Here is a 19,714-nt window from a genome sequence, read left to right on the forward strand (position 1 = left end):
GAGAAAATCGGGGATCGAGCCCAATTGATCGGTGCGCCTCGGCCACAGCCGTAGGTAGGCCCTGCACGATCATGCATTTACCCACCCGCACTCTCTCGCTCCGCGCGCCTCGACCAGCGGCGCCCGTAATCCATTTGCTCACCTCTTCCCCTCGCGCGATCGCCCTGGTCGTCGGCGTCATCGTCTGTACCGCGACCCCTGGCGACGCCAGCGCCTTCCATTACGACATTCACGGCAACATCATCGACGACGGCCTCGGCTTCCTCAACCCCGGCGCTCGCAGCGAGATGAAGGACGAGCAGTTCTTCCTCGATACCACGACCCTCCTCTCGTACAAGATCCACTTCGACGCCTGTAATTTCTCCAACGCGATCGGCGTGATCAACGATCACTACTTCGACGACATGTTCGCCGGCGCGGGCGGCGTGATCGCCGAGTTCGATCCGGAGGATCCCTCGCCGTTCGACGCCGCCGACGAGTTCGGCCAGCTCCTCCACACCCTGCAGGACTTCTACTCCCATTCGAACTGGGTCGAGATCGGGCGGACCGACATCCTCGACGGCGGCACCGGCGAGTGGTCGCCGCTCGATCCGTGGTCGATGGTCCGCAGCGACGTCATCGTCATGGAGGGCGAGACCTTGCCGGACGGCTTCACCGCGTCCGAGGGGACCGGCTTCGTCCCGATCGTCACCGACCCGAACATCGGGCCCCTGTTCGGGCTCTACAGCGGCGTCGTCGACGGGACCACCGGCGACGAATGTATCGACAGCGTCCACTTCGAGCACGACGAGATGAGCAAGGACGAGGCGGGCCGGCCCGGCCACGAGGCCGCGCGCAGCCTGGCCGTCGACCAGACCCGGCACGAGTGGTGTCGCCTCCTTCACCTCCTCGACGACGAGTACGGCGCCGCCGGCCCGGCCACGGCCATGGGCCTGTGGTTGTCGAAGACGGGCTCGCCGCACCCGGCGGGGACGCCGTGCGCGGTGAGGCCCGGCGGCGCGCTCGAGATCACCGTCCATGCCCTGGACGCCACCGTGCTCGAGGACACCGACGACTTCGGCGACGGCGAGATCAACCTGCGCACCATCCTCTTCACCCGCGACCTCCGGCGCTCGGCCCGTTCGCAGTCGCCGCGCCAGGTCATCGACGAGCCTGTCTCCGTCACCCCGCCGCCGGACGTCAAGCTCTGCGTCGACGCCACCGACAACCTCGCCCTCACCATGCAGGGCTGGGACGACGACGACATCGGCGATCCCGGCGACGACGGCATCCCCGGCGAGATCGACGACCACGGCAACGACGACGACGAGGCGTTCGCCGGCGTGACCTTCGACCTCGGCCCCGCCGCCGACGCCGAGGGCGTCTACACGGACAGCTCCACGCACATCGACGTGCAGTTCCAGGTCACCATCACGCGGACCGACGACGACGGCGACGGCCTCTCCAACTGTGAGGAGGTCGTGTTCGACACCGACCCCAACAACCCGGACAGCGACGGCGACGGCCTGGGCGACGCCGAGGAGGTCAGCCTCGGGCTCGACCCGAACGATCCCGACACCGACGACGACGGCCTCGTCGATTACGACGAGGTGTTCGTCTGGGGCACCGACCCGTTCGAGCCCGACACCGACAACGACGGCCTGGAGGACGGCTTCGAGGTGGACCACGACCTCGATCCGACCGACGAGGACACCGACGACGACGATCTCGGCGACGGCGAGGAGCTGCTCACCTACGGCACCGATCCGAAGGACGACGACAGCGACGACGACGGCCTCGGCGACGGCGCCGAGGTCTTCATTCACGCCACCGACCCGAACGACGACGACACCGACGACGACGAGCTCGGCGACGGCGCGGAGGTCAACGTCCACGGCACCGACCCGCTGGACCCCGACACCGACGACGACCTGCTCGACGACGGCTTCGAGGTCGCCCACGGCACCGACCCGCTGAACCCCGACAGCGACGGCGACGGGATCGTCGACGGCGCCGACATCGAGTTCATCGAGTCCGTGCTCGACGCGCTCCCGCCCGGCTCCTTCCAGTCGGGCGGCAACGAGAACGCCTTCTCCTCGCAGCTGAAGAACGTCGAGAAGGACGTCGCCAAGGGCAAGATCGCCAACGCGCTCGCCAAGCTGGCGCAGCTGCGCAGTCACTGCGACGGCTGCGGCAGCGGCCCTGACGGCAACGACTGGATCGTCGACTGCGCCGCCCAGGCCGAAGTGCGGGCGGTGCTCGATCTCCTGGCCGCCAACCTGCCGCAGCTCCCCTGATCCGGCGACCAGGCGGTGCGGGACCGGGCCCGGGCGCGCGGGCCGACGAGGCACTTCGGGGCCGCCCTGGCCCCCGCCGGGCGTCCAGCGACGTCTCGACGTCGGCATCGAGTACCATGGCGACCGCACCGACCGTCGTCCCGCGCACCCATGACCCCGGCCGAACGCAAAGTCGTCATCGCCTCCTCGCTCGGCACGCTGTTCGAGTGGTACGATTTCTTCCTGTACGGCGCGCTGGCGGCGGTCACCAGCAAGCACTTCTTCTCGGCGGTCAACGACACCGCCGCGCTGATCTTCGCCCTCCTCGCCTTCTCGGCCGGCTTCATCGTGCGTCCGTTCGGGGCGCTGGTGTTCGGCCGCCTGGGCGATCGTTCAGGGCGCAAGCGCACCTTCCTGATCACCATCGTCACCATGGGCCTGGCCACCGTGTTGGTCGGCTGCCTGCCCTCGTACGCGCAGATCGGGCTGGCCGCCCCCGTGCTGCTGATCGTCCTGCGCCTGCTGCAGGGCCTGGCGCTGGGCGGCGAGTACGGCGGCGCGGCGATCTACGTCGCCGAGCACGCCCCGGCGGACCGCCGCGGCGAACACACCGGGTGGATCCAGACCATGGCGGCCGGCGGCCTGTTGCTGTCGCTCGGCATGATCGTCGCCACTCGCGCCTCCGTGGGCGAGGACGCCTTCGCCGAGTGGGGCTGGCGCGTCCCGTTCCTGCTGTCGGCGCTCCTCCTCGCGGTGTCGATCTGGGTCCGGCTGTCGCTGGACGAATCGCCGGTGTTCCGGCGCATGCAAGCCGAGGGTCGGCTGTCCAAGGCGCCCTTGCGCGAGGCCTACGGACAATGGCGCTACCTCAAGCTCGGCCTCGCCGCGCTGTTCGGGATCATCGCCGGACAGGCGACTCTCTGGTACACGGGCCAGTTCTACACCCTGTATTTCCTCACCCAGACGCTCAAGGTCGACGGCCTCACCGCGAACCTGCTGGTGGGCGCGGCGGTGGCCGTGTCCGCGCCGTTCTACGTGCTGTTCGGCCGCGTGTCCGACCGCGTCGGCCGCAAGCCGCTGATCGTCGGCGGCTGTCTGCTCGCGGCGCTGCTGTACCTGCCGCTGTTCAAGGCGATCACCCATTACGCCAACCCGGCGCTGGAGGCGGCGCGTCATTCGGCGCCGGTGGCAGTGGTCGCCGACCCGGCGCGCTGCGCCTTCCAGTTCAACCCGATCGGCGAGGCCGACTTCGTCAGCTCGTGCGACATCGCCAAGAGCGTGCTGGCCCGCAACGCAGCGAGCTACACGAACGTACCGGCGGCGCCCGGGAGCGTGGCCGCGGTGCGCATCGGCGGCCGCGAGCTCCCGGCCTTCGAGGGCGACGGCATGGGCGAGGCGGCGCGCGAGGCCGCGATCGCCCGCTTCGACGCGCAGATCGTCGCGGGCTTGCGTGACGCGGGCTACCCCTCCGAAGCCGACCCCGAGACGCAAAACAGACCGGTCCTGGTCCTGCTGCTGTTGGTATTGAGCATCCTCTCGGCCATGACCTACGCCCCGGTGGCAGCGACATTGGTCGAGCTGTTCCCGGCGCGCATCCGCTACACCGCGATGTCGATCCCCTACCACGCCGGCAACGGCTGGATCGGCGGCCTGCTGCCGGCGATGGCCTTCGCCCTGGTGGCGGCCACCGGCGACCCCTACGCCGGCCTCTGGTACCCGCTCTTCTTCGCGGTGCTCACGGTCGTCGTCGGCGCCTTGCTGCTCCCCGAGACGCGCGGCGCCGACATCGACGCCGACCGTGACGCCGCGCCCGCCACGACGGATCGTCGGACGCGCGAGCGGCGATCGTGCTGACCGAGTGTCATGGGCGTGTCGCCGCGGCCAGCGGGACGTAGACCAGGACGTCGAAGTCCGCGGCGGGCGCGATGCCCGTCCACCCGACCGGGAAGACGGCGAACGAGGGCCGCCACGCGTACGTGAACGTGCGCGACCAGTGCTCGGCGCGCAGGTAATCGGCGAGCGGGCCAGCGGCGGCCGTGGCTTCGCCGACATCGAGGGCGTAAGCAGCGGGCGCCCGCAGGGTCGCCTCGAGGGTGCCGCGCGGCGCCGGCCGGACGGAGAAGGCCCGAAGCAAGCGAGTCTTGAACTGCTCGGCGCCGACCCAACCGCGGGTGTAAAAAGCGAGGAACTCGCCGGCATCGAAGGTGCTGTAGACGACGGCGTAGTCGCTGCCGAGGCGGGCCACGAGGTATTCGCCCATCTGCGGGCTGTGCGACAGGCGACCATTGGGCATGCGCGAGCGGGAGCGACCGACGTGTCCGTTGTGCGCGTGGAGGAGCACCCGTCCGTCGTCACCGAGACGGTCGCGGATCCACGCCACCGTCTCGGCCATCGCCACCTCGCGTTCGTGGGACACGGGGTTGTCGCCGCCCACGAGGGCGATGTCGACGCGACGTTCGGCGAGCCACACGAGCCGCTGCGCGACCTCATAGGTGTCGTCGCCTCGCCGCGCGACGATGCGATCGCGTCGCGCCGCGAGCATGGCGCGGAGCTCGGCGAGGTTCTCCGCGCGCGCGCGGCGAGCTCGGGCGAGCGGGTCCGCTCGAGATCGAAGCCCCGCAGCGGGACGACCAGGTCCCGCGCCTGCGGCTCGATGTCGGGATCGACGTCGCCGAGGTAGTCCACGATCTCGGCGCCGCAATGGACGCTCATGCACACGTCGACGCCGACGATCCGGATCTGCCGCTCCGGCGGGACGTCGCGGTTGAAGTCGCGGATCCAGGTGAAGAGCTCGAAGGACTCTCGCGTCGCGCCGAGCCACCCGCTGGCGAGAAGCTTCGGGTCGGCGAGGTCGCGGTCGCGGATCTGCGGGTCCGGGAACCAGCCGTGGCCGGCCCAGGCGTCGAGCGCGAGCGCCATGTTGAACGGCAACTCGACCGCGAGCACCACCGGCTGCTGCTCGTGCGCGGCGTGGACGACGAGGCCGTGGAGCAGGCGGCGGAATTCGCGAGTACCGTGGGTGCCCTCGCCGACGCCGATCACGCGCGCGTCGCGGACCATCGACCACACGGGTGCCGCGGTCGGGACGGCGGCATCGAGGCCGACGAGCGGTCGAGCGCGGGCGCCGAGCTCGCGGGTGATCGCGGGCTGCGCGGAGGCCCACGCGCGGGCGTCCGCCCGCCAGGGGCGCAGCCGGCGGCGAGCCACAGAGCCCCGACGACCGCGGCGGTCCGAACGCGCCACGAAAGCCGGGTCGTCGGGCCGCTCATGCCAGGCCATGATAGCCGGCGCCGCAAGTCCGATCGAGCTGCGACCGGCGATCGAGCCCTCGTCCGCGCGATCAGGACTTCCGCCGCGGCACCTCGACCCGCCGCGCCCGGGCATCGTGGCAATCGAATCGCACTATGATCATAGTGCTCCGACCGACCGCGCGCGCCCGCGCGCATGAGCGGCGCTCATGGTGGTATGGCCAGGAAGCATTCGGCAAGCGCCCCGGGGTGCGTATCATGTCGCCACCGCCGCGCCGCCGGGGCCGCGCGAGGCCATGCACGTGACGCATGACCTCGGATCCCCGCCGGCGGCGGCCAGGCCGAGCTGTTCGCCTCCGACCCCGCCCTGCTGTTCCCCACCGGCTTCGCGTTCGACCCCGACGGCGACCTGCTGGCCACCGACTCGTTCTCCGGCGCGATCTTCCACGTCGCCCTGGCCGACGGCGCGGTCACTTCGTGGAAGAGCGACCCGCTGCTGGCGCCGAACCCCGACGCGTGCGGCCTGCCGACGCAGTTCCACCTCGGCGCCAACGGCATCGCCCACGCCGGCGACCGCGTGTACGTCACCAATCTGGACCAGGCCTCGATCCTCGAGATCGCGGTCGAGGGCGACGGCAGCGCCGGCGCGCTGACCGAGTTCCTCGCCACGGACTGCGCCGCGCTGTCCGGCGTTGACGGCCTGGTCATCGAGCCCAATTCCGGCGATTTGCTGGTGCCGATCAATTATCAACAGCGCATCATTCGGGTCGGCGCGGACAAGCAGATCACGCCGCTGGCGGAGGGCGGCATCCTGCAATCGCCCGCGACGCTGGCCTGGGCGCCGGCCGGTGACGCGGTGCTGATCGCCAACGCGGCGTTCGAGGCGACGACCATGGACCCGGCGACCGCGCTCCCGGTGATCCTGTCGCTGCCGATCGAGTGACGCGCGCGTCAGCCGGGCTCGCGCAGGACGGATTCGACCTGTCCGCGGAGCCATGTGTGCGCCGGGTCGCGCTCGAACCGCTCATGCCAGACCATGTCGATGACGAACGGCGCCAGCGCGACCGGCGGCGTCAACAGCTGCAGCGGATAGTCCGGGCGCATGACCTTGACACCGCGCGCCGTGGGGCTGGCGGCCGCGCTGCGGCGGGGGATCGAGCAATTGCAGCGCGCCCTCGGCGACGGGCCCGTGTTCGCGCCGGAGACCGCCACTCGCACCTTCGTCCTCACCATGGGCGACTTCCTGGCCGTCCACCTCATGCCGCGCCTGCTCGCGCGCCTGCGGGTCGGCGCGGCCCGCCTTGCCGCGAATGAGCAGCTCGCGCAGCTGCGCGAGGTGGTGGCTCATCGCCGACTGGGTGATGTGCAGCCGCCGCGCCGCGCGGGTGACGTTGCCCTCCTGCAGCAGGGCGTCGAGCGCCAGCAGCAGGTTGAGGTCGAACGCCGACAGCCGCAGCTCGCTCATCGCCGCCCATCCTAACACACCGCTCTGCTGCACCGGATAAGATGCCCCATGAGACAGGCGCAGATCCGCCTCGGCCCGAAGCTCACGGCGACTCCGATGTTTCGCCCACCGACGAATCACGGCCGGCGCGGACGATCGCCGCTCACGCATTCCGGCGGCACGCAACACCGTCCAGCTCGTCACGCGAGCGAGACGGATCGACCCTCCTCGAGCTCCCGCTCGCAAGCCGTCGCCGCCCCCGACCCTCGGGTGAAGACAACGTGAAAGGCGAACGAGCGATCTCGCGCGACGCTTTCTCGCAACGGATCGAGTCGCTCTCGTTACTACCGGCGAACGAAGCCTCACGGCCATCGCTGCGCGCTTCGATCGACGTCATGAACTTCCCCTGCCAGCGCTGCCGCGCCCCCTCATCGTCCCGGACCAGGCCGCTCAGCTCGGCGGGCTCTTCACCTGCCCCAAATGTGGAACCGTGACGACCGTAGCGCCGATGGCCCTGGCCCCACAGGCCCGGCCGCAAGCCCGCGGGGCTGCGCCGAAGGCCCCGCTGCATCCGTTCGTCCGCTTCCTGTTGATCGTCCTGGGCGTCATGGTGGGCAGCGCCGTCCTCGCCACGCACGCACCCGTCGCCGCGATCGTCCTCGGGGCAGGATTCACTGCGTTGGCCGCGCTTTATGTGGCCAAGGCCGACGTGCGTCGCCATATCGACGGCGTCTTCGGGCTGCAGGCCAGGCGACAGACGGACAAGCTCCTCGTGGCGATCGTCGGCGGCGCGTGGTCGTTCTTCGCCCTGTTCATGTTCGGCGCCTGGGTCGCCTCCGGCGGCCCGGAGAAGGCCGAGGCGGAGAAGCAAGCGCGAGCCGCCGCGGAGCGGCGCGCGAGCGAGGCGAAGGCGCAGCAGGAGGCCGCGGCGCGGGCGTCTCAGGCCGAAGCCAAGCTGAACGAGGCCGAGGCCTTGCTCGGCGCCGGCCAGCTCGCGCAGGCCCAGCAGGCCACGGAGCAGGCGAAGACGCTGGGCGCCTCCACCGATCCCAGGGCCGCCGAACTGCAGCAACGGGTCGACGAGACCGTCCATCGCCAGGCCCAAGCGACCCTTCCGGCCCGGCACGTGGCCATCGCCGACAAGGCGCAGAGCGGCGCGTGGAGCGAGGCGCGTGGCCTGTGCGAAGAGGCGCGGGCGATCGATCCGGAGCACCCCCAGATCAAGGCCACGTGCGCCGAAGTGGACGCCGAGCTGCGAAAACTCGACGTCGGGGCGTGGATCGCCGAGGCCAACCGCGCGGCCGCAGAGCAATGTGACACTCCGCTGGCGATCGGCGAGGCATGGAAGCACCTCCGGCAGGTCGGACCCGCGGACTCTGGCTTCAAAGACGCGAAAAAGGCGGCAGCGAAGCTGGAGAAGTGTCGCAAGAGCGCCGAACGCACGCTGGGCAAGGCGCTGCGCGACCTCATGATCACGCAACGGACCGAATGGGCGCAGCGCTACGAGACGCAGCTACTCGACTCCGGCCTCGACGTGCGCGTCAGCCTCCTCGGCAAGTACAAGGACATGGTCAAGATCCGCTGGGTCCTGCTGGGCCGCGCGACCGTCCATCAGCTCACCAAGGACGGCGAGATGTTGCAGGAGCTGCAAAAGATCGGGTTCAAACGCGTGACGTTCTCGGACGGCTACTTCGAATCGTGGTACTTCGATCTCGAGCCCGCGGACGAGGCCAACGGGGGAGCGGCCGCGCTGCGCGGCGTCGGCCTCGAGCGGCCGATCCGGCTGTAGGACGATCCACTCTACCGCATTGCGTGCAAGTGATGCTCATGCACCCGCTCGAACGCCTGCGTGAGTATCTCGCTACCTCGTACTCGCCCGAGGAGTTGCGGCGGCTGTTCGACCGCTACGATCGAGCGCTGTCCGCCGAGCTCCCCAGCGGACCCGCGAGCTTCGCCGATGTCATGCATTCCGCGCTCGGACTCCTGCAGCGCCACGGCGTCGGACCTCGGTTCTTCGACCTGCTCCGCGCCGATCGCCCCCGGCGCGCGGCCGAGGTCGACGAGCTCGAAGCGCAGCGGCTCGGAGCGCGTGTCCCCGACGTGCGTCGCGCTCGGGCCCCCGCTGGTACCCCTACGTGCGCACCGGCTCGGACCGCTTCGTCGGCCGCGAGCACGAGCTCGACCGACTCCACGCGATGCTGACGGACGGGCGGCTGGTCGGGATTACCGCGCAGATCCGGGGGCTCGGCGGCATCGGCAAGTCGCTGCTGGCAATCGAGTACGCGCGCCGGTTCGGCGACTCGTGGCCAGGCGGCATCTTCTGGAGCGAGGCGGACCCGGCGTGGGCGACCCGCTCGCAGACAGCCGACGAGCGCCTCGCCCGGCGTCACGCCGTGCTCGCAGGCTTCGCTACGAGCCTCGGCGTCGCCGCGGTCCCGGGTAACCTCGCGGCGACCGCCCGGGCCGTCGAGCGAGCCCTCGAGGCGGCCACCGCCGGCGAACGATACCTGTGGATCGTCGACGACCTCCCGGCCGGCGTCGACCAGGCGACACTCGAGTGCCTCCTGCCTGCGAGTCCGGCCGGCGCGCTGCTGGTCACCAGCCGGTGGATGGCCCTCGACGCGCTGCCGAACCGGCTCGACCTCGGCGTGCTCGAGATCGAGGCCGCTCTGGCCCTCCTGACCTGCCGGCGTCCGCCCACGGACCCGCACGAGCGCTCCGAGGCGCATGCCCTCGCCGTCGACGTCGGCTGCCACCCGCTCGCGCTCGACGTCCTCGGCGCGCTCGTCCGCGACGAACTGTCGCTCACGCCCTACGCCCGCTGGCGCTGTGCTCGCCGCACCCGGCAACGAACTCGATCGCCTCGGTGACGCGCTGCTCGACGAGCTGCCGACCGGGAAAGAACGGGCAATCACCCGTGTCCTGGCGTCGAGTTTGACGCGGCTGAACTCTGCACATTCGCCACTGGTGCTGCGCATCGCCGCGGGTCTCGCCGACGCACCGATCCCCGGCGACCTGCTGGTCGAGGTCGGCGCGCCCCTGCGAGCAGCGCCGAACGACCTCGGACAAGCCGTCAACGAGCTCGCCGCCCACGCCCTCGTCACCCGGGTGGCCGAGGTCGGCGGCATCCACGTACACGCGATGGTACGCTGGGTTGCCCGCCGCTGGCCGGCTACCGGGCCTGACAACGCCGCCATCGACGCTGCCTGCTGCGACGCTTTGTGCACGCGCTTCGAGGCCGCCGACGACCTACGCCGCCACGACGCGCTGCTCGCCCTGCTCCCGCACGCCGAGCACGCCAGCCAGGGGGACTCGTTCGAGGCGGTCGCGGTGGGCGGCAACGTCGGTCACTTCGCCGAGCTCCGAGGCGACTACCACGCAGCCCGCCGCCACGCCGAGCGCGCGCTCCGCTACTACGAGGGGCGGCTCGTCCCGGTCAATCCTCACTCGGCTGTGGCGAAGCACAACCTCGCGGTCGCCCTGAAGTTGCTCGGCGATTCGGCGAACGCCGAGCGCTGGTTCGGCGAGGCGCTGGTCGACTACGAGCGCCTCTTCGGCCGCGAACATCGGCGCACCATGCTGGCGCTGCACGGCCTCGCAACGACCTTCGAGGGGAGTGGCGACTTCGCGGCGGCCCGTCGCGTGTCCGCCGACCTGCACGACCTCCAGCGCCGGACGCTCGGACCGACCGATCCCGACACGCTCCGCACCCTGATGCATCTCGGCGGGATCTTGTCGGACCTCGGCGACTATGCCGGCTCGCGAATCCTTCTTGAGCCGGCCCTGCCGGTCTGCGAAGCGACTCTCGGCCCCGATCACCCGATCACCCTCGATCTTCAGAGCTTCCTCGCTGTGACGCTGAAGCAGCAGGGTCATCTTGCGGACGCTCGCGCGCTCGAGGAGCGGCTTCTGGCGGCGCGCCGGCAGACTCTGGGTCCCGAGCATCCCTCGACCCTGCTGTGCGCTCAGCAGTTGGTCAGGACGATGTTGCAGCAGGGCGAGTTCGCCGCCGCCGCGGATCTCGGCGCCCAGACCCTCGCGGTCCAGCTGCGAGTATTCGGCCCCGAACACCCGCTGACCCTGGAGACCGAGCACGACCTGGCAGTCGCCCAGATCGAGCAAGGCGACCTCGACGGAGCGCTGGCGCGGATGGAGCGGACCCTCGCCGCGCAATCGCGGGTGCTCGGACCAGAGCACCCGCACCGGCGGATCACGCAAGAGGATCTCGCCTGGATCTGCCTCCTCCGCCGCGATCTGCCCCGCGCCCGGGCCCTGCTCGAGGAGGTCGTCGCCAGCCGCGAACGGCTCCTGCACCTGATTGCGTGTCGATCCACCAAGCCCGCTTCAAACTCGCCGAGACCCTGCTCGCGCTCGGCGACACGTCCGCGGCCCGGGCGCAGATCGCCGCACTGCAGCCATTGAGGCGCCGCCCGACCGACCAGCTCTCACCGCGTGAACGGTTCATCCTCGAACGACTGGAACGTCTCGAGCGCGCAGCCTCGGACCGCTCGGCGCCAGACCGGAGGTCCGAGACCTGGGTGCTGTTGGACGTACGAGTGCACCACAGACCGCACTGGAAGCCTTGACGTGGCGGCGAGTCCCGGACAGCGGGGAGACCAGGGGTTCCATTCTCACGAGCTTTCGTCTATGTTCGAGGAGCTGTGCCGCGTAGCGTCCCAGGCTTCATTCGCGCCGTCCTGCTCATGACCTCGCTCGGGCCCATGCCGCTGGGCTGTGCCAACGAGTCCGAAGCCACGGTGGGCGAGCTCGCGGCCGCTCCTCCGCGAGAGCGGCCGTGGTGGTGTCTCTGCTACCAACGCAACGACCTTCAACGCATGACCGCCTGCCGCGAGACGCCGGGCGCGTGCGAGGAGCTGCGGCAACTGGTCGAACGGGGCACGGCCGAGATCCTCGCCGGTTCTGCCTCGACCGGTTGCGAGGCCGTCCAACCCTCTCACCCCGGCGAGGTGCTCGGTTCGCGAGACCAATGGCGTCCGTCGCAAAAGGCGGGGTCGTGGATCAGCCAGGGAGCGTGCCTTCTGCGGGCCACGAACCCGCACTGAACCCGTCCCTGCTCGGTTCAGCGCGCGCAATCATGGTATCCGGCCTGGGTCCACTCGAGCCGCGGACAGTCTTCCGGCATGAACTTGACGTATCCGCCTTCTCTGCGGACCGCCTTGGCGGCCTCGAAATCGGCCAGTGCCTTTTCGCGGTTGGAGTAGCCGCCCACGTACACGATGTAGAGGCCCTTGCCTTGGCGCTGACGGACGATCCACGGCTGGAACCGACTGGTTCGCAGCACGGCGCGCGCGTCCTCTGGCCTCCTCGAGCGTGTTGTCGGCGGTGATCTCGAATGGCGAACGCCGTCTTCGAGTGGTCGACCCGCAGGACCTCGTCGAGCTCGGCGTCGCTCACGCTCCGGCCCAGCGCAATGGCGGGCGGCGTCCCGCCGGAGGGCGCCGCGACCGGCGGCGACGTACTCTCTTGGGGTCCGCTCCAGGCAGCCGCCATCATGACAGCGAATATCACCAGCGCCGCGGAGGTCGCGGTCCAGGTCACGATGGACCGCCTCGAGGTCGCGGGGGCGGCAGGCGCCGGAGCGCTTATCATCGCAGTCTTCGGCGCGGGCGCCGGAGCGACCTGTCTCGAAGTCTCCGGCACGGGCGTCGGAGCGACCTGCCTCGCAATCTTGGGTACGGGCGTCGGAGCGACCTGTCTCGAAGTCTCTGGCGCGGGCGCGGGAGCGGCCTGTCTCGAAGTCTCCGGCGCGGGCGCCGGAGCGACCTGCCTCGCCGTATCCGGCGCCGGCGGCGGAACGCCCTGCCTCGCAGTCCCGGGCGCGGAACCTGCCGTCAACGCGGGTGCCGGTCCCGGCGCCGCAACTGAAGTCGGCACCCGGGGCAGCGGGGCCGAACCCGCGGCAGCCATTTCGAGGTCCGCGTAAAATGCACGCAATCGACCATAGCGCTGCTCGGGACGATCGCTCGCCGCTCTTCTCAGGACCGCGGCGAAGGGCTCGGGAATCGGTGCGAGGAAGGCGTCGACGTTCAGCTTCGGTTCGGCCTCACGCCCGACGATCGCCGCCGCCAACGTCATCGCCAAACTGTACTGGTCGGACTCCGGACGGGCGACTCGAGCGTCACCCAGCACCTCCGGGGCCGTGTACGCCGGGATACCGAGCGGTCCGAAGGTGCCGCTCCCGGCGACCGCTTCGCGCACGAGGTCGAAATGGACGAGGCGAGGCCGGCCCTCCCGATCGATGAGGATGTTGTCCGGGCGAACATCCCGGTGATAGAGTCCGCGCTGATGGGCATAGTCGAGGGCGTCGACCAGCTCCATGCCGAGACGGAACACCGCGGCCGCGTCGAGCCGACGCCTCGCTGCATAGTCCATCAATGTCTCAGGCGCTTCGAGCAGCTCCATCACGTAATAGAGATCGGCTCCTGGCGCGGGCCGATATCCAGTACACGAACGATGTTGGGGTGACTGAGCTTGTGGGCCTGCTCGGCGCCATGAAAGAACCGCGCAACGATCGGGCCGTTGTGCGCAGGATTTACATGCAGGAGCCGAAGCGCCACATGCTCGGTTGAATCGCTCCACAAGTCGAGCGCCTTGTAGACCGTCGCCTTCGAGCCGCGACCCAGGTTGTCGGGCGGGACCTCGTAGCGGTTCCCGATCACCCGCGCACCTCGTCCGCCGCGCGGCTGACGGACAGGCAGCAATACGAGCTCGGACGTATCGACACCTTCGCGTCGCGCCAGCCGCGGGGCCTCGTTGCTCACCTGATCGGACATTTGCAGGCGTAAGAGTGTGACGGAGAAGGCCTGGTCGACCGACAGACCGCGACCCAGGCAGGCGTAGAACGTGGAGGTGAACAGGTACGCAACGTGCTCCGAGATCCGCGTGCTCATCCCGATCGCACAATCGACGTGCTTGCAGAGGAGCTCGAGCCCGGCCTCGGTGTCGCAGGCGTTGAGGATGACGAGGCGCGGGGGGCCGAACTTCTTCGCGGTGACGCCGAGCAGCTCCACGAGTTCTCCGAACCCGATCGACTGCTTACCCTTGCCCTGCAGATGGATCCGACCATTCTCGGCGTGAGCGCTGATATGCAGGATATCTGCCGGGTGCGACTGAATGGCGGCGATGAATTGATCGGGAGTGAGGTCGACCTGGGAGACGAGCCCGCACTCGCCGGGCCGGCCGCGCAGGGCGTGCTCTATCGCCGTCAACTCCTCGTCGATCGCCATGCGTGGCGCCATGATCCGGTTCGCCGAGAGGAACAGGATGCGCAGCGAGGGAGAGTGACCCATGTCGCCCGCAGGATACCAATTCGTCCGCGTGACGCGAACACCCGTCGCGGAACCCGGTCCGCAAGACATGCGCGGGTGAACGGCAGTGCTGTAAAAGATTCGACGCACGCCGCGGGCCAGCGCGATTCGCCCATGGCCCATTGGGGAATGCGACCGAACCGGGGACATGTCGGATTCCTGAATCCTTGGGCTCGTGCCCGGCGACCGGCAATGGTTGGCGGCGCCGTACTTGCTCCTACATGGATCTGCGCCGCCGCCCGGAGCTCGAGAAGCCGGCGAGACCACGGCCGCTGAGGCCGAGCCCGAAGCCGCGCCCCATGTCAAGAGGATCGTCAGGACATCGCCGAACACAGACGAAGCCTGGCGCAGAGGCCGGACTGCTCGCTGCGCGCGAGGATCCGTCAGGCCGGCAGCAGGAGCACGGCGTCGGCGCCGAGCCATCGCTGGACCGCCTGCGCCTCGAGCGGGCTGAGACCGCGGGCGCGCAGGCCCGCCACGACTTCGTCGGCGGGCGTCGAGCGCGGGAGCGAGGCGGCGACGAGGCGAGCGACGAGCGCCTCCGACTCCCAGTAGCCGCGCTTGGGCCAGTACCACACGAACGCGGATTCCGCTCCCCGCGTGATGTAGTGCGCGACCGTGCCGTACGAGCGCCGCTCGCCGAGGTTGACGAATACCACCTCGGCCCTGTCCGACGACGTGCCGGGCTCCTGGATGAGGAACGTGCTGCCCTCCGCCTGCAGGTCGTCGAACATCGCCGTGAACTCGTCGGCGCCGGATGCATGCCAGCGGAACGCCTCGAAGCCGACCAGGTAGAGCCGGCCCCCGCTGTTGCCCGCGCCGCTGCTGCCGACCTCGGCCAGCATGTCCTTGAAGACCCAGCAGAACTGCAGCGGGCCGGTCTCGGCGGCGTGCGCGTGCGCGTGCGCGGGGAGCCGGCCCGCGAGCGCGGCGAGAGCGGGCGCGGAGACGGGAGCACCGACGGAGTCGTGCAGGACGTGAATGTCCGGTCGGGTGGAGAACACGCGGATCCAGCAACGGAGCAGCTGCCCGAGAGTCAGGCCGTAGGTGTCGATCTGCGCGGCGCGGAGCCCCTCGCTCTCGCGCGTCACGGTCACCGGATCGCCGGTCTTCTGGCGGACCAAGCCGACATCGAGGTCGGCGCGCGCCTCGACCGGCCGCTCAGGGTCGGAGAAAGCCGACGAGGCCGCAGGATCGGGGCGACCGTCGCGCTGCAGCGCTGCGACCGGGATCCAGCGGTCGTCCTGCTTGAAGACGAGGCCGCCGTCCTGGTAGTCGACGTCATCGTAGATGAAGCGGACGCACGCGGCGCCGTCGCCATCGACGGCGCCCCAGCGGTCGCGCTGTCGCCACGGGAGGAGGCCGCCCGTCCGACCGAGGACGGTGTCGTGGGCGTTCGTCCAGGCGATCACATCCTCGCCGCTCTCGTTGTACGTGGCCAACAGCTTGTGGACGTACCAGTGCTCGTCGTCGTGTTTGAAGGTGTAGATATTGCCGGGGTCGGCCTTGAGCCACCCGTCGGCCTGCTCCGACTTCAACTGGTCACCGACCTTGATGCGGGCGAGGTGTGCGGGATCGCTGAAGAAGACCTCCAGGTGGTACGAGGTCGGGAGCTTCATCGCCACGATCATCTTCACGAGGGCGGCTTCGTGATCGATGTTCTCCCAGTCGATGTAATTCTCGATCGCGGTGATACGCGTCTTGGCGATGAACTTGTCGACGTTCTGCAGATCCGTGAGATACTCCCCCTGCTGGTGCAGGGACAGCGGCGCCAGCAGCGGCTTCAAGGCCCGACATATGGCGTAGTCGCCGCGGCGGCTCCACGCCAGCGTCCTCAGGACGAAGAATCGTGAGACGGCCATTCGCCGGACGCTGTCCGTGCTCCTGATCTTGAACGTCACCGACGACCTGTCGGAATCTACCTTGGCGACCTCCAACGAAAATTGGTCAGCATGAATCTCTAGTTCGCTCGCGCCGGGGCTCGTAACACGCAGGGGTGGTGACGTCAAGCCGCTGCGGCCGGCCGATCCGGGCGGCGCCGCGGCGCCGGGAACCGGCCCGCATCAAGGCAATGGCGACGGCGAGGATCCGGCGAACTGGTTGTGTCCGGCGGCAGACATCTGGATGAAGGTGGGAGAAAGGCGACAGTCGAGGGAGCCGCTCGCCTCGCGTGCAATATGCACACGCCGCCGACGCCGAGGGCCTGATATTGGGCCGTGTGGAACGCCGACCGCGGCGCTCGCCGAACGACCGAGGCGTTGCGACTCGAGCTCGGCTCGCGGCTCGTGGAGCTGGGCCGTCACGCAGAGGCCCTCGCGGTGCTCGTCCCGCTGCGCCGCGAAAGTCGGTCGTTCTCCGCCCGCAGCGGGGTCCTGGGCGACCTCATCGAAAAGGCCCTGCGTCATGCGCCTCGCGAAGAGCGGGGCGAGGAGTCGTGATGCCGACTTCCGCCGAAAGCGCGGCGAGCTGTCGGCAGCGACCGCGCGGCGATCCGACGCATACGACGAGACGCCTGGCCTTGGTTCAGGTGACCGCGCATCACGGGCGACAGCAGGTCGGTCCGTCCCGGCGAGCCGAGGTCGAGGCCGCTGAAGAGAGGTCGACGTCGCGCCGCCGCATGCGTTGACGCAAATCGCCGGCGAGCGGGCCGCGAGCGGCGGTCGAAGGCCGTATGCTCGAGGTCGCCGCGCCTCGCGCGAAATTCGGGCTTGCGCGAGCGGGCCTGGTGATGTCATTCTGCCCTCCGACATGTTCGCGTTCATTCGCCTGCGCTGAGCTTCGCAGTACCGCCCGCGGATCGCGTGCTCCGGTAGATCCGGCGCGCAGGTCGCGAGTGCGAGTGCTGCGGTGCCGTGCCCGCATTTCCGTCCCTTCAGTCCCACGGAATGCCCGGGCGCGGCGTCTCATGCCGCCGAAGAACGATGCCGCGTCGAGACCTCGTCTCGCCGCGCCGGGCACATGAGCCGCGCGCACGGGCTTCCCAGCTCGCTCGGGCCTACGGGCCGCGAGCGGAGGAGTCCATCGTATGACCAGACATTCCAGGCATCCTTCCACCGTGCGTTCCATGCCGCGGGCCCTCGTGCTCGGCCGGCAGTTCCCCGGCGACAGCGACGCAGCCGTGCACACTGCCCTCGCGGAGCTCGAGAACCTGCTCGCCCAGCTCGAGATCCGCGTCGCCGCCACCCTCGTCCAGCGCTACCGCAGCGCCGATCCGACGCTCGGCGAGGGCAAGCTCGCCGAGCTCGCGGCGCGCGTCGCCGAGGTCCGCGGCGACGCCCCGGAGGACGAGGAGCTGCTCCTCGTCGTCGACGACGCGCTGAGTCCCGTCCAGCTCCGCGCCCTCGAGGAAGCGCTCGCGGGCGTCGAGGTGATCGACCGCGCGAGCGTGATCCTCCGGGTCTTCGAGAAGCACGCGCGGACCCGGGTGGCGCGGCTCGAGGTCGAGATCGCCGCGCTCACGCACGCGCTCCCGCGTGTCCGCGAGGACAGGTCGCTCGGCGGGCGCGAGGGCGGCGGCGGCGGTCGTGGCGAGCGCGGCCACAGCAACGTCACCCTGAAGAAGCAGGAGCACCGCGAGAGGATCGCCGGCCTGCGCCGCGAGCTCGCAGGCCTGCGCGCCGCCGAGGAGACCCAGCGAGCGCGTCGCCAGGACCTGCCGCGCGCGGCCCTGGTCGGCTACACCAACGCGGGCAAGTCGTCGCTGATGCGCGCGCTGACCGGGAGCGAGGTGCTGGTCGAGGACCGGCTGTTCGCCACCCTCGACACCACGGTGCGGGCGCTGTCGCCGGAGACTGCGCCGCGGATCCTGGTGTCGGACACCGTCGGCTTCATCCGCGAATTGCCGCACGAGCTCGTCGCGTCGTTCCACGCGACCCTCGCCGAGGCGCGCGACGCCGGGCTCCTGCTCGTCGTCGTCGACGCGTCGGATCTGCAGTGGCGCACGCAGCTCGCGGTGACCCGCGAGGCGCTGGCGACCATCGGCGCGGGCGCGGTGTCCTCTCGGGTGCTCCTCAACAAGATCGACCGGGTCGACGCCGCGACGCGCGCGGCGCTGGCCGAGGAGCTGCCGGCCGCGCTGCAGATCTGCGCGCACGCGCCGGAGGACGTCGCACGCCTGCGCGCGGCGCTGATCGAGGCGTTCGACGCCTCGCAGGTCGACGACGTGCTCGTGGTGCCGTTCACGGAGGGGCACCTGCTGGGGGAGATCCGCGCGCACGCCCGTGTGCTCGCGGAGACGTACACCGAGGCCGGGGCGCAGCTCCGCGTGCGCGCGCTGCCGGCGGCGCTCGAGCGCTGGCGGGGCCTGCTGTCGACGGTGCAGCCGATCACGAGCCCGGAGGAGCTGCTCGCGGCCGTCCGCCGGCACGGGCTCGAGCTGCAGGCCGAGGACGCCGACTTCGATCGCACGGGGCTCGACTTCCTGGTCGTGCATGCGCGCGACGAGGCGGGGACGCCGTGGATCGTGCGGACGCCGCGTCGCCCCGAGGTGACTGCGGCGGCCTACGTGGAGGCGCGCGTGCTCCGGCTGGTGCGTCCGCGCCTGCCGGTGGCCGCTCCCGACTGGCGGGTGCACGCGCCCGACGTGATCGCGTACCCGCGGATCTCCGGCACCCCGGCGGTGACGATGACGCCGGAGGGCCCGCAGTGGAACATCCTCGATCCCGCGGCGCCCTCCGAGGCGTTCATCGAGTCGTTCGCGCGCGCGCTCGCGGCCTTGCAAGCGATCGCGCCGGAGGAGGCGAGCCGCGCGGGGGTACCGACGTCGACGATCGCCGAGGTACGCGCGGCGCTGTCGCGGTCGATGGACGCGACCCGCGAGGCGCTGCAACCCTCGGAGGCGGTGTGGCTGCGCTGGCAACGCTGGCTGACCGACGACGCGACGTGGCCGCAGCACGTGGCGCTGGTCCACGGAGACCTGCACCCGGGCCACATGCTCCTCGGGACCGACGGGCGACTGGTCGGGATCCTCGACTGGACGGAGGCGCGGGTGACCGACCCCTCCATCGACCTGGCGCTGTTCTGCGGGTGCTTCGGGCGGGATGCCCTCACGCGGCTGGTCGAGCGCTTCGCGCGAGCGGGCGGGACGACGTGGCCGCGCCTGGTCGATCACGCGGCGGAGCGCTGGGCGGCCTTCCCGGTGCTCATCGCCGAGTGGGCGCTCCGCACCGACAACGCGGCGGTGCTCGAGCACGCGCGCGGACAGCTCGCGGCGATCACGGCCGAGACCGCCGCGTGAGCCCGACGAGGGCCGTGCAGACGCGGTCGCCGACCTGGCCATCGAGACAGGTCAGGTCGGCGGCCGAGTTCGCGACAAAGCGGCCCGGACCACCTGCGCTCGCTCGGCGTCGTCCTCCAGCAACTCTCTCCGCGAGGAGGCTGCCGCCAGTGGAATGAATGGCGCAGTCGGCCCGCGAGCAAGCGCCGGCGGACATGCCGAGC

The 19,714-nt window shown here is 70.4% G+C and carries 12 protein-coding genes and 2 pseudogenes; 8 read left to right on the forward strand and 6 right to left on the reverse strand.

Translation table 11 applies throughout. From position 1 onward, the window contains the following. Positions 1 to 134: 134 nt before the first annotated feature. Together OV079_RS23125 and OV079_RS23130 are read left to right on the forward strand one after the other, a co-directional pair. Positions 135 to 2,276, forward strand: a complete 2,142-nt coding sequence (locus OV079_RS23125) for a hypothetical protein (protein WP_267771029.1) — start codon at positions 135 to 137, stop codon at positions 2,274 to 2,276. A gap of 150 nt (positions 2,277 to 2,426) precedes the next feature. Continuing rightward, positions 2,427 to 4,109, forward strand: coding sequence for an MFS transporter (locus OV079_RS23130; RefSeq protein WP_267771030.1), 1,683 nt, complete (start codon positions 2,427 to 2,429; stop codon positions 4,107 to 4,109). A gap of 7 nt (positions 4,110 to 4,116) precedes the next feature. Here OV079_RS23130 and OV079_RS56165 read toward each other — a convergent pair whose 3' ends face one another. Then, complete coding sequence (locus OV079_RS56165; RefSeq protein WP_338088926.1) at positions 4,117 to 5,418, reverse strand: erythromycin esterase family protein; 1,302 nt, start codon at positions 5,416 to 5,418, stop codon at positions 4,117 to 4,119. 662 nt (positions 5,419 to 6,080) lie between these two features. Here OV079_RS56165 and OV079_RS23140 point away from each other — a divergent pair. Then, positions 6,081 to 6,446, forward strand: a complete 366-nt coding sequence (locus tag OV079_RS23140; protein ID WP_267771032.1) for a hypothetical protein — start codon at positions 6,081 to 6,083, stop codon at positions 6,444 to 6,446. Positions 6,447 to 6,779: 333 nt separating this feature from the next. Here OV079_RS23140 and OV079_RS58400 read toward each other — a convergent pair. After that, positions 6,780 to 6,968 (reverse strand): annotated as a pseudogene (locus tag OV079_RS58400) (helix-turn-helix domain-containing protein); the annotation flags it as partial. A gap of 487 nt (positions 6,969 to 7,455) precedes the next feature. Between OV079_RS58400 and OV079_RS23150 the strand changes: the two are divergent. From OV079_RS23150 to OV079_RS23165, 4 genes are all read left to right on the forward strand, one after another. After that, entirely contained in the window at positions 7,456 to 8,736 is a 1,281-nt protein-coding gene (locus OV079_RS23150; protein WP_267771034.1) for a PRA1 family protein, read from the forward strand. A 346-nt stretch (positions 8,737 to 9,082) separates the two neighbouring features. Beyond that, a complete protein-coding gene (locus OV079_RS23155; protein WP_267771035.1) occupies positions 9,083 to 9,817 on the forward strand; it encodes a hypothetical protein in 735 nt (244 codons plus the stop codon). Further along, positions 9,777 to 11,369, forward strand: a complete 1,593-nt coding sequence (locus OV079_RS23160; RefSeq protein ID WP_267771036.1) for a tetratricopeptide repeat protein — start codon at positions 9,777 to 9,779, stop codon at positions 11,367 to 11,369. Before OV079_RS23155 ends, OV079_RS23160 begins: the two co-directional genes overlap by 41 nt. Positions 11,370 to 11,650: 281 nt before the next feature. Further along, positions 11,651 to 12,010, forward strand: a complete 360-nt coding sequence (locus tag OV079_RS23165) for a hypothetical protein (RefSeq protein WP_267771037.1) — start codon at positions 11,651 to 11,653, stop codon at positions 12,008 to 12,010. A 17-nt stretch (positions 12,011 to 12,027) separates the two neighbouring features. On the opposite strand, the gene OV079_RS23170 is transcribed toward OV079_RS23165, so the two are convergent. The 4 genes and pseudogenes from OV079_RS23170 to OV079_RS23180 all read right to left on the reverse strand — a co-directional run bounded on the left by OV079_RS23170 (position 12,028) and on the right by OV079_RS23180 (position 16,176). Next, on the reverse strand, positions 12,028 to 12,249 hold the full coding sequence (locus OV079_RS23170; RefSeq protein ID WP_267771038.1) for an SPOR domain-containing protein: 222 nt from the start codon (positions 12,247 to 12,249) through the stop codon (positions 12,028 to 12,030). A gap of 821 nt (positions 12,250 to 13,070) precedes the next feature. Next, positions 13,071 to 13,370: pseudogene (locus OV079_RS58405) on the reverse strand (protein kinase domain-containing protein); the annotation flags it as partial. Further along, positions 13,370 to 14,257, reverse strand: a complete 888-nt coding sequence (locus OV079_RS23175) for a CHAT domain-containing protein (RefSeq protein WP_267771039.1) — start codon at positions 14,255 to 14,257, stop codon at positions 13,370 to 13,372. The pseudogene OV079_RS58405 and the gene OV079_RS23175, both read right to left, overlap by 1 nt. Positions 14,258 to 14,658: 401 nt before the next feature. Next, positions 14,659 to 16,176 carry a hypothetical protein gene (locus OV079_RS23180; protein ID WP_267771040.1) on the reverse strand — a complete coding sequence of 506 codons (1,518 nt, stop codon included), beginning with the start codon at positions 16,174 to 16,176 and terminating at the stop codon, positions 14,659 to 14,661. A 1,163-nt stretch (positions 16,177 to 17,339) separates the two neighbouring features. On the opposite strand from OV079_RS23180, the gene hflX reads away from it, so the two are divergent. Then, a complete protein-coding gene (hflX, locus tag OV079_RS23185) occupies positions 17,340 to 19,511 on the forward strand; it encodes a GTPase HflX (RefSeq protein ID WP_267778620.1) in 2,172 nt (723 codons plus the stop codon). Positions 19,512 to 19,714: the final 203 nt, after the last annotated feature.

The sequence above is a fragment of the Nannocystis pusilla genome (genome assembly GCF_026626665.1).
In the GTDB taxonomy this organism is placed as follows: domain Bacteria; phylum Myxococcota_A; class Polyangia; order Nannocystales; family Nannocystaceae; genus Nannocystis; species Nannocystis pusilla.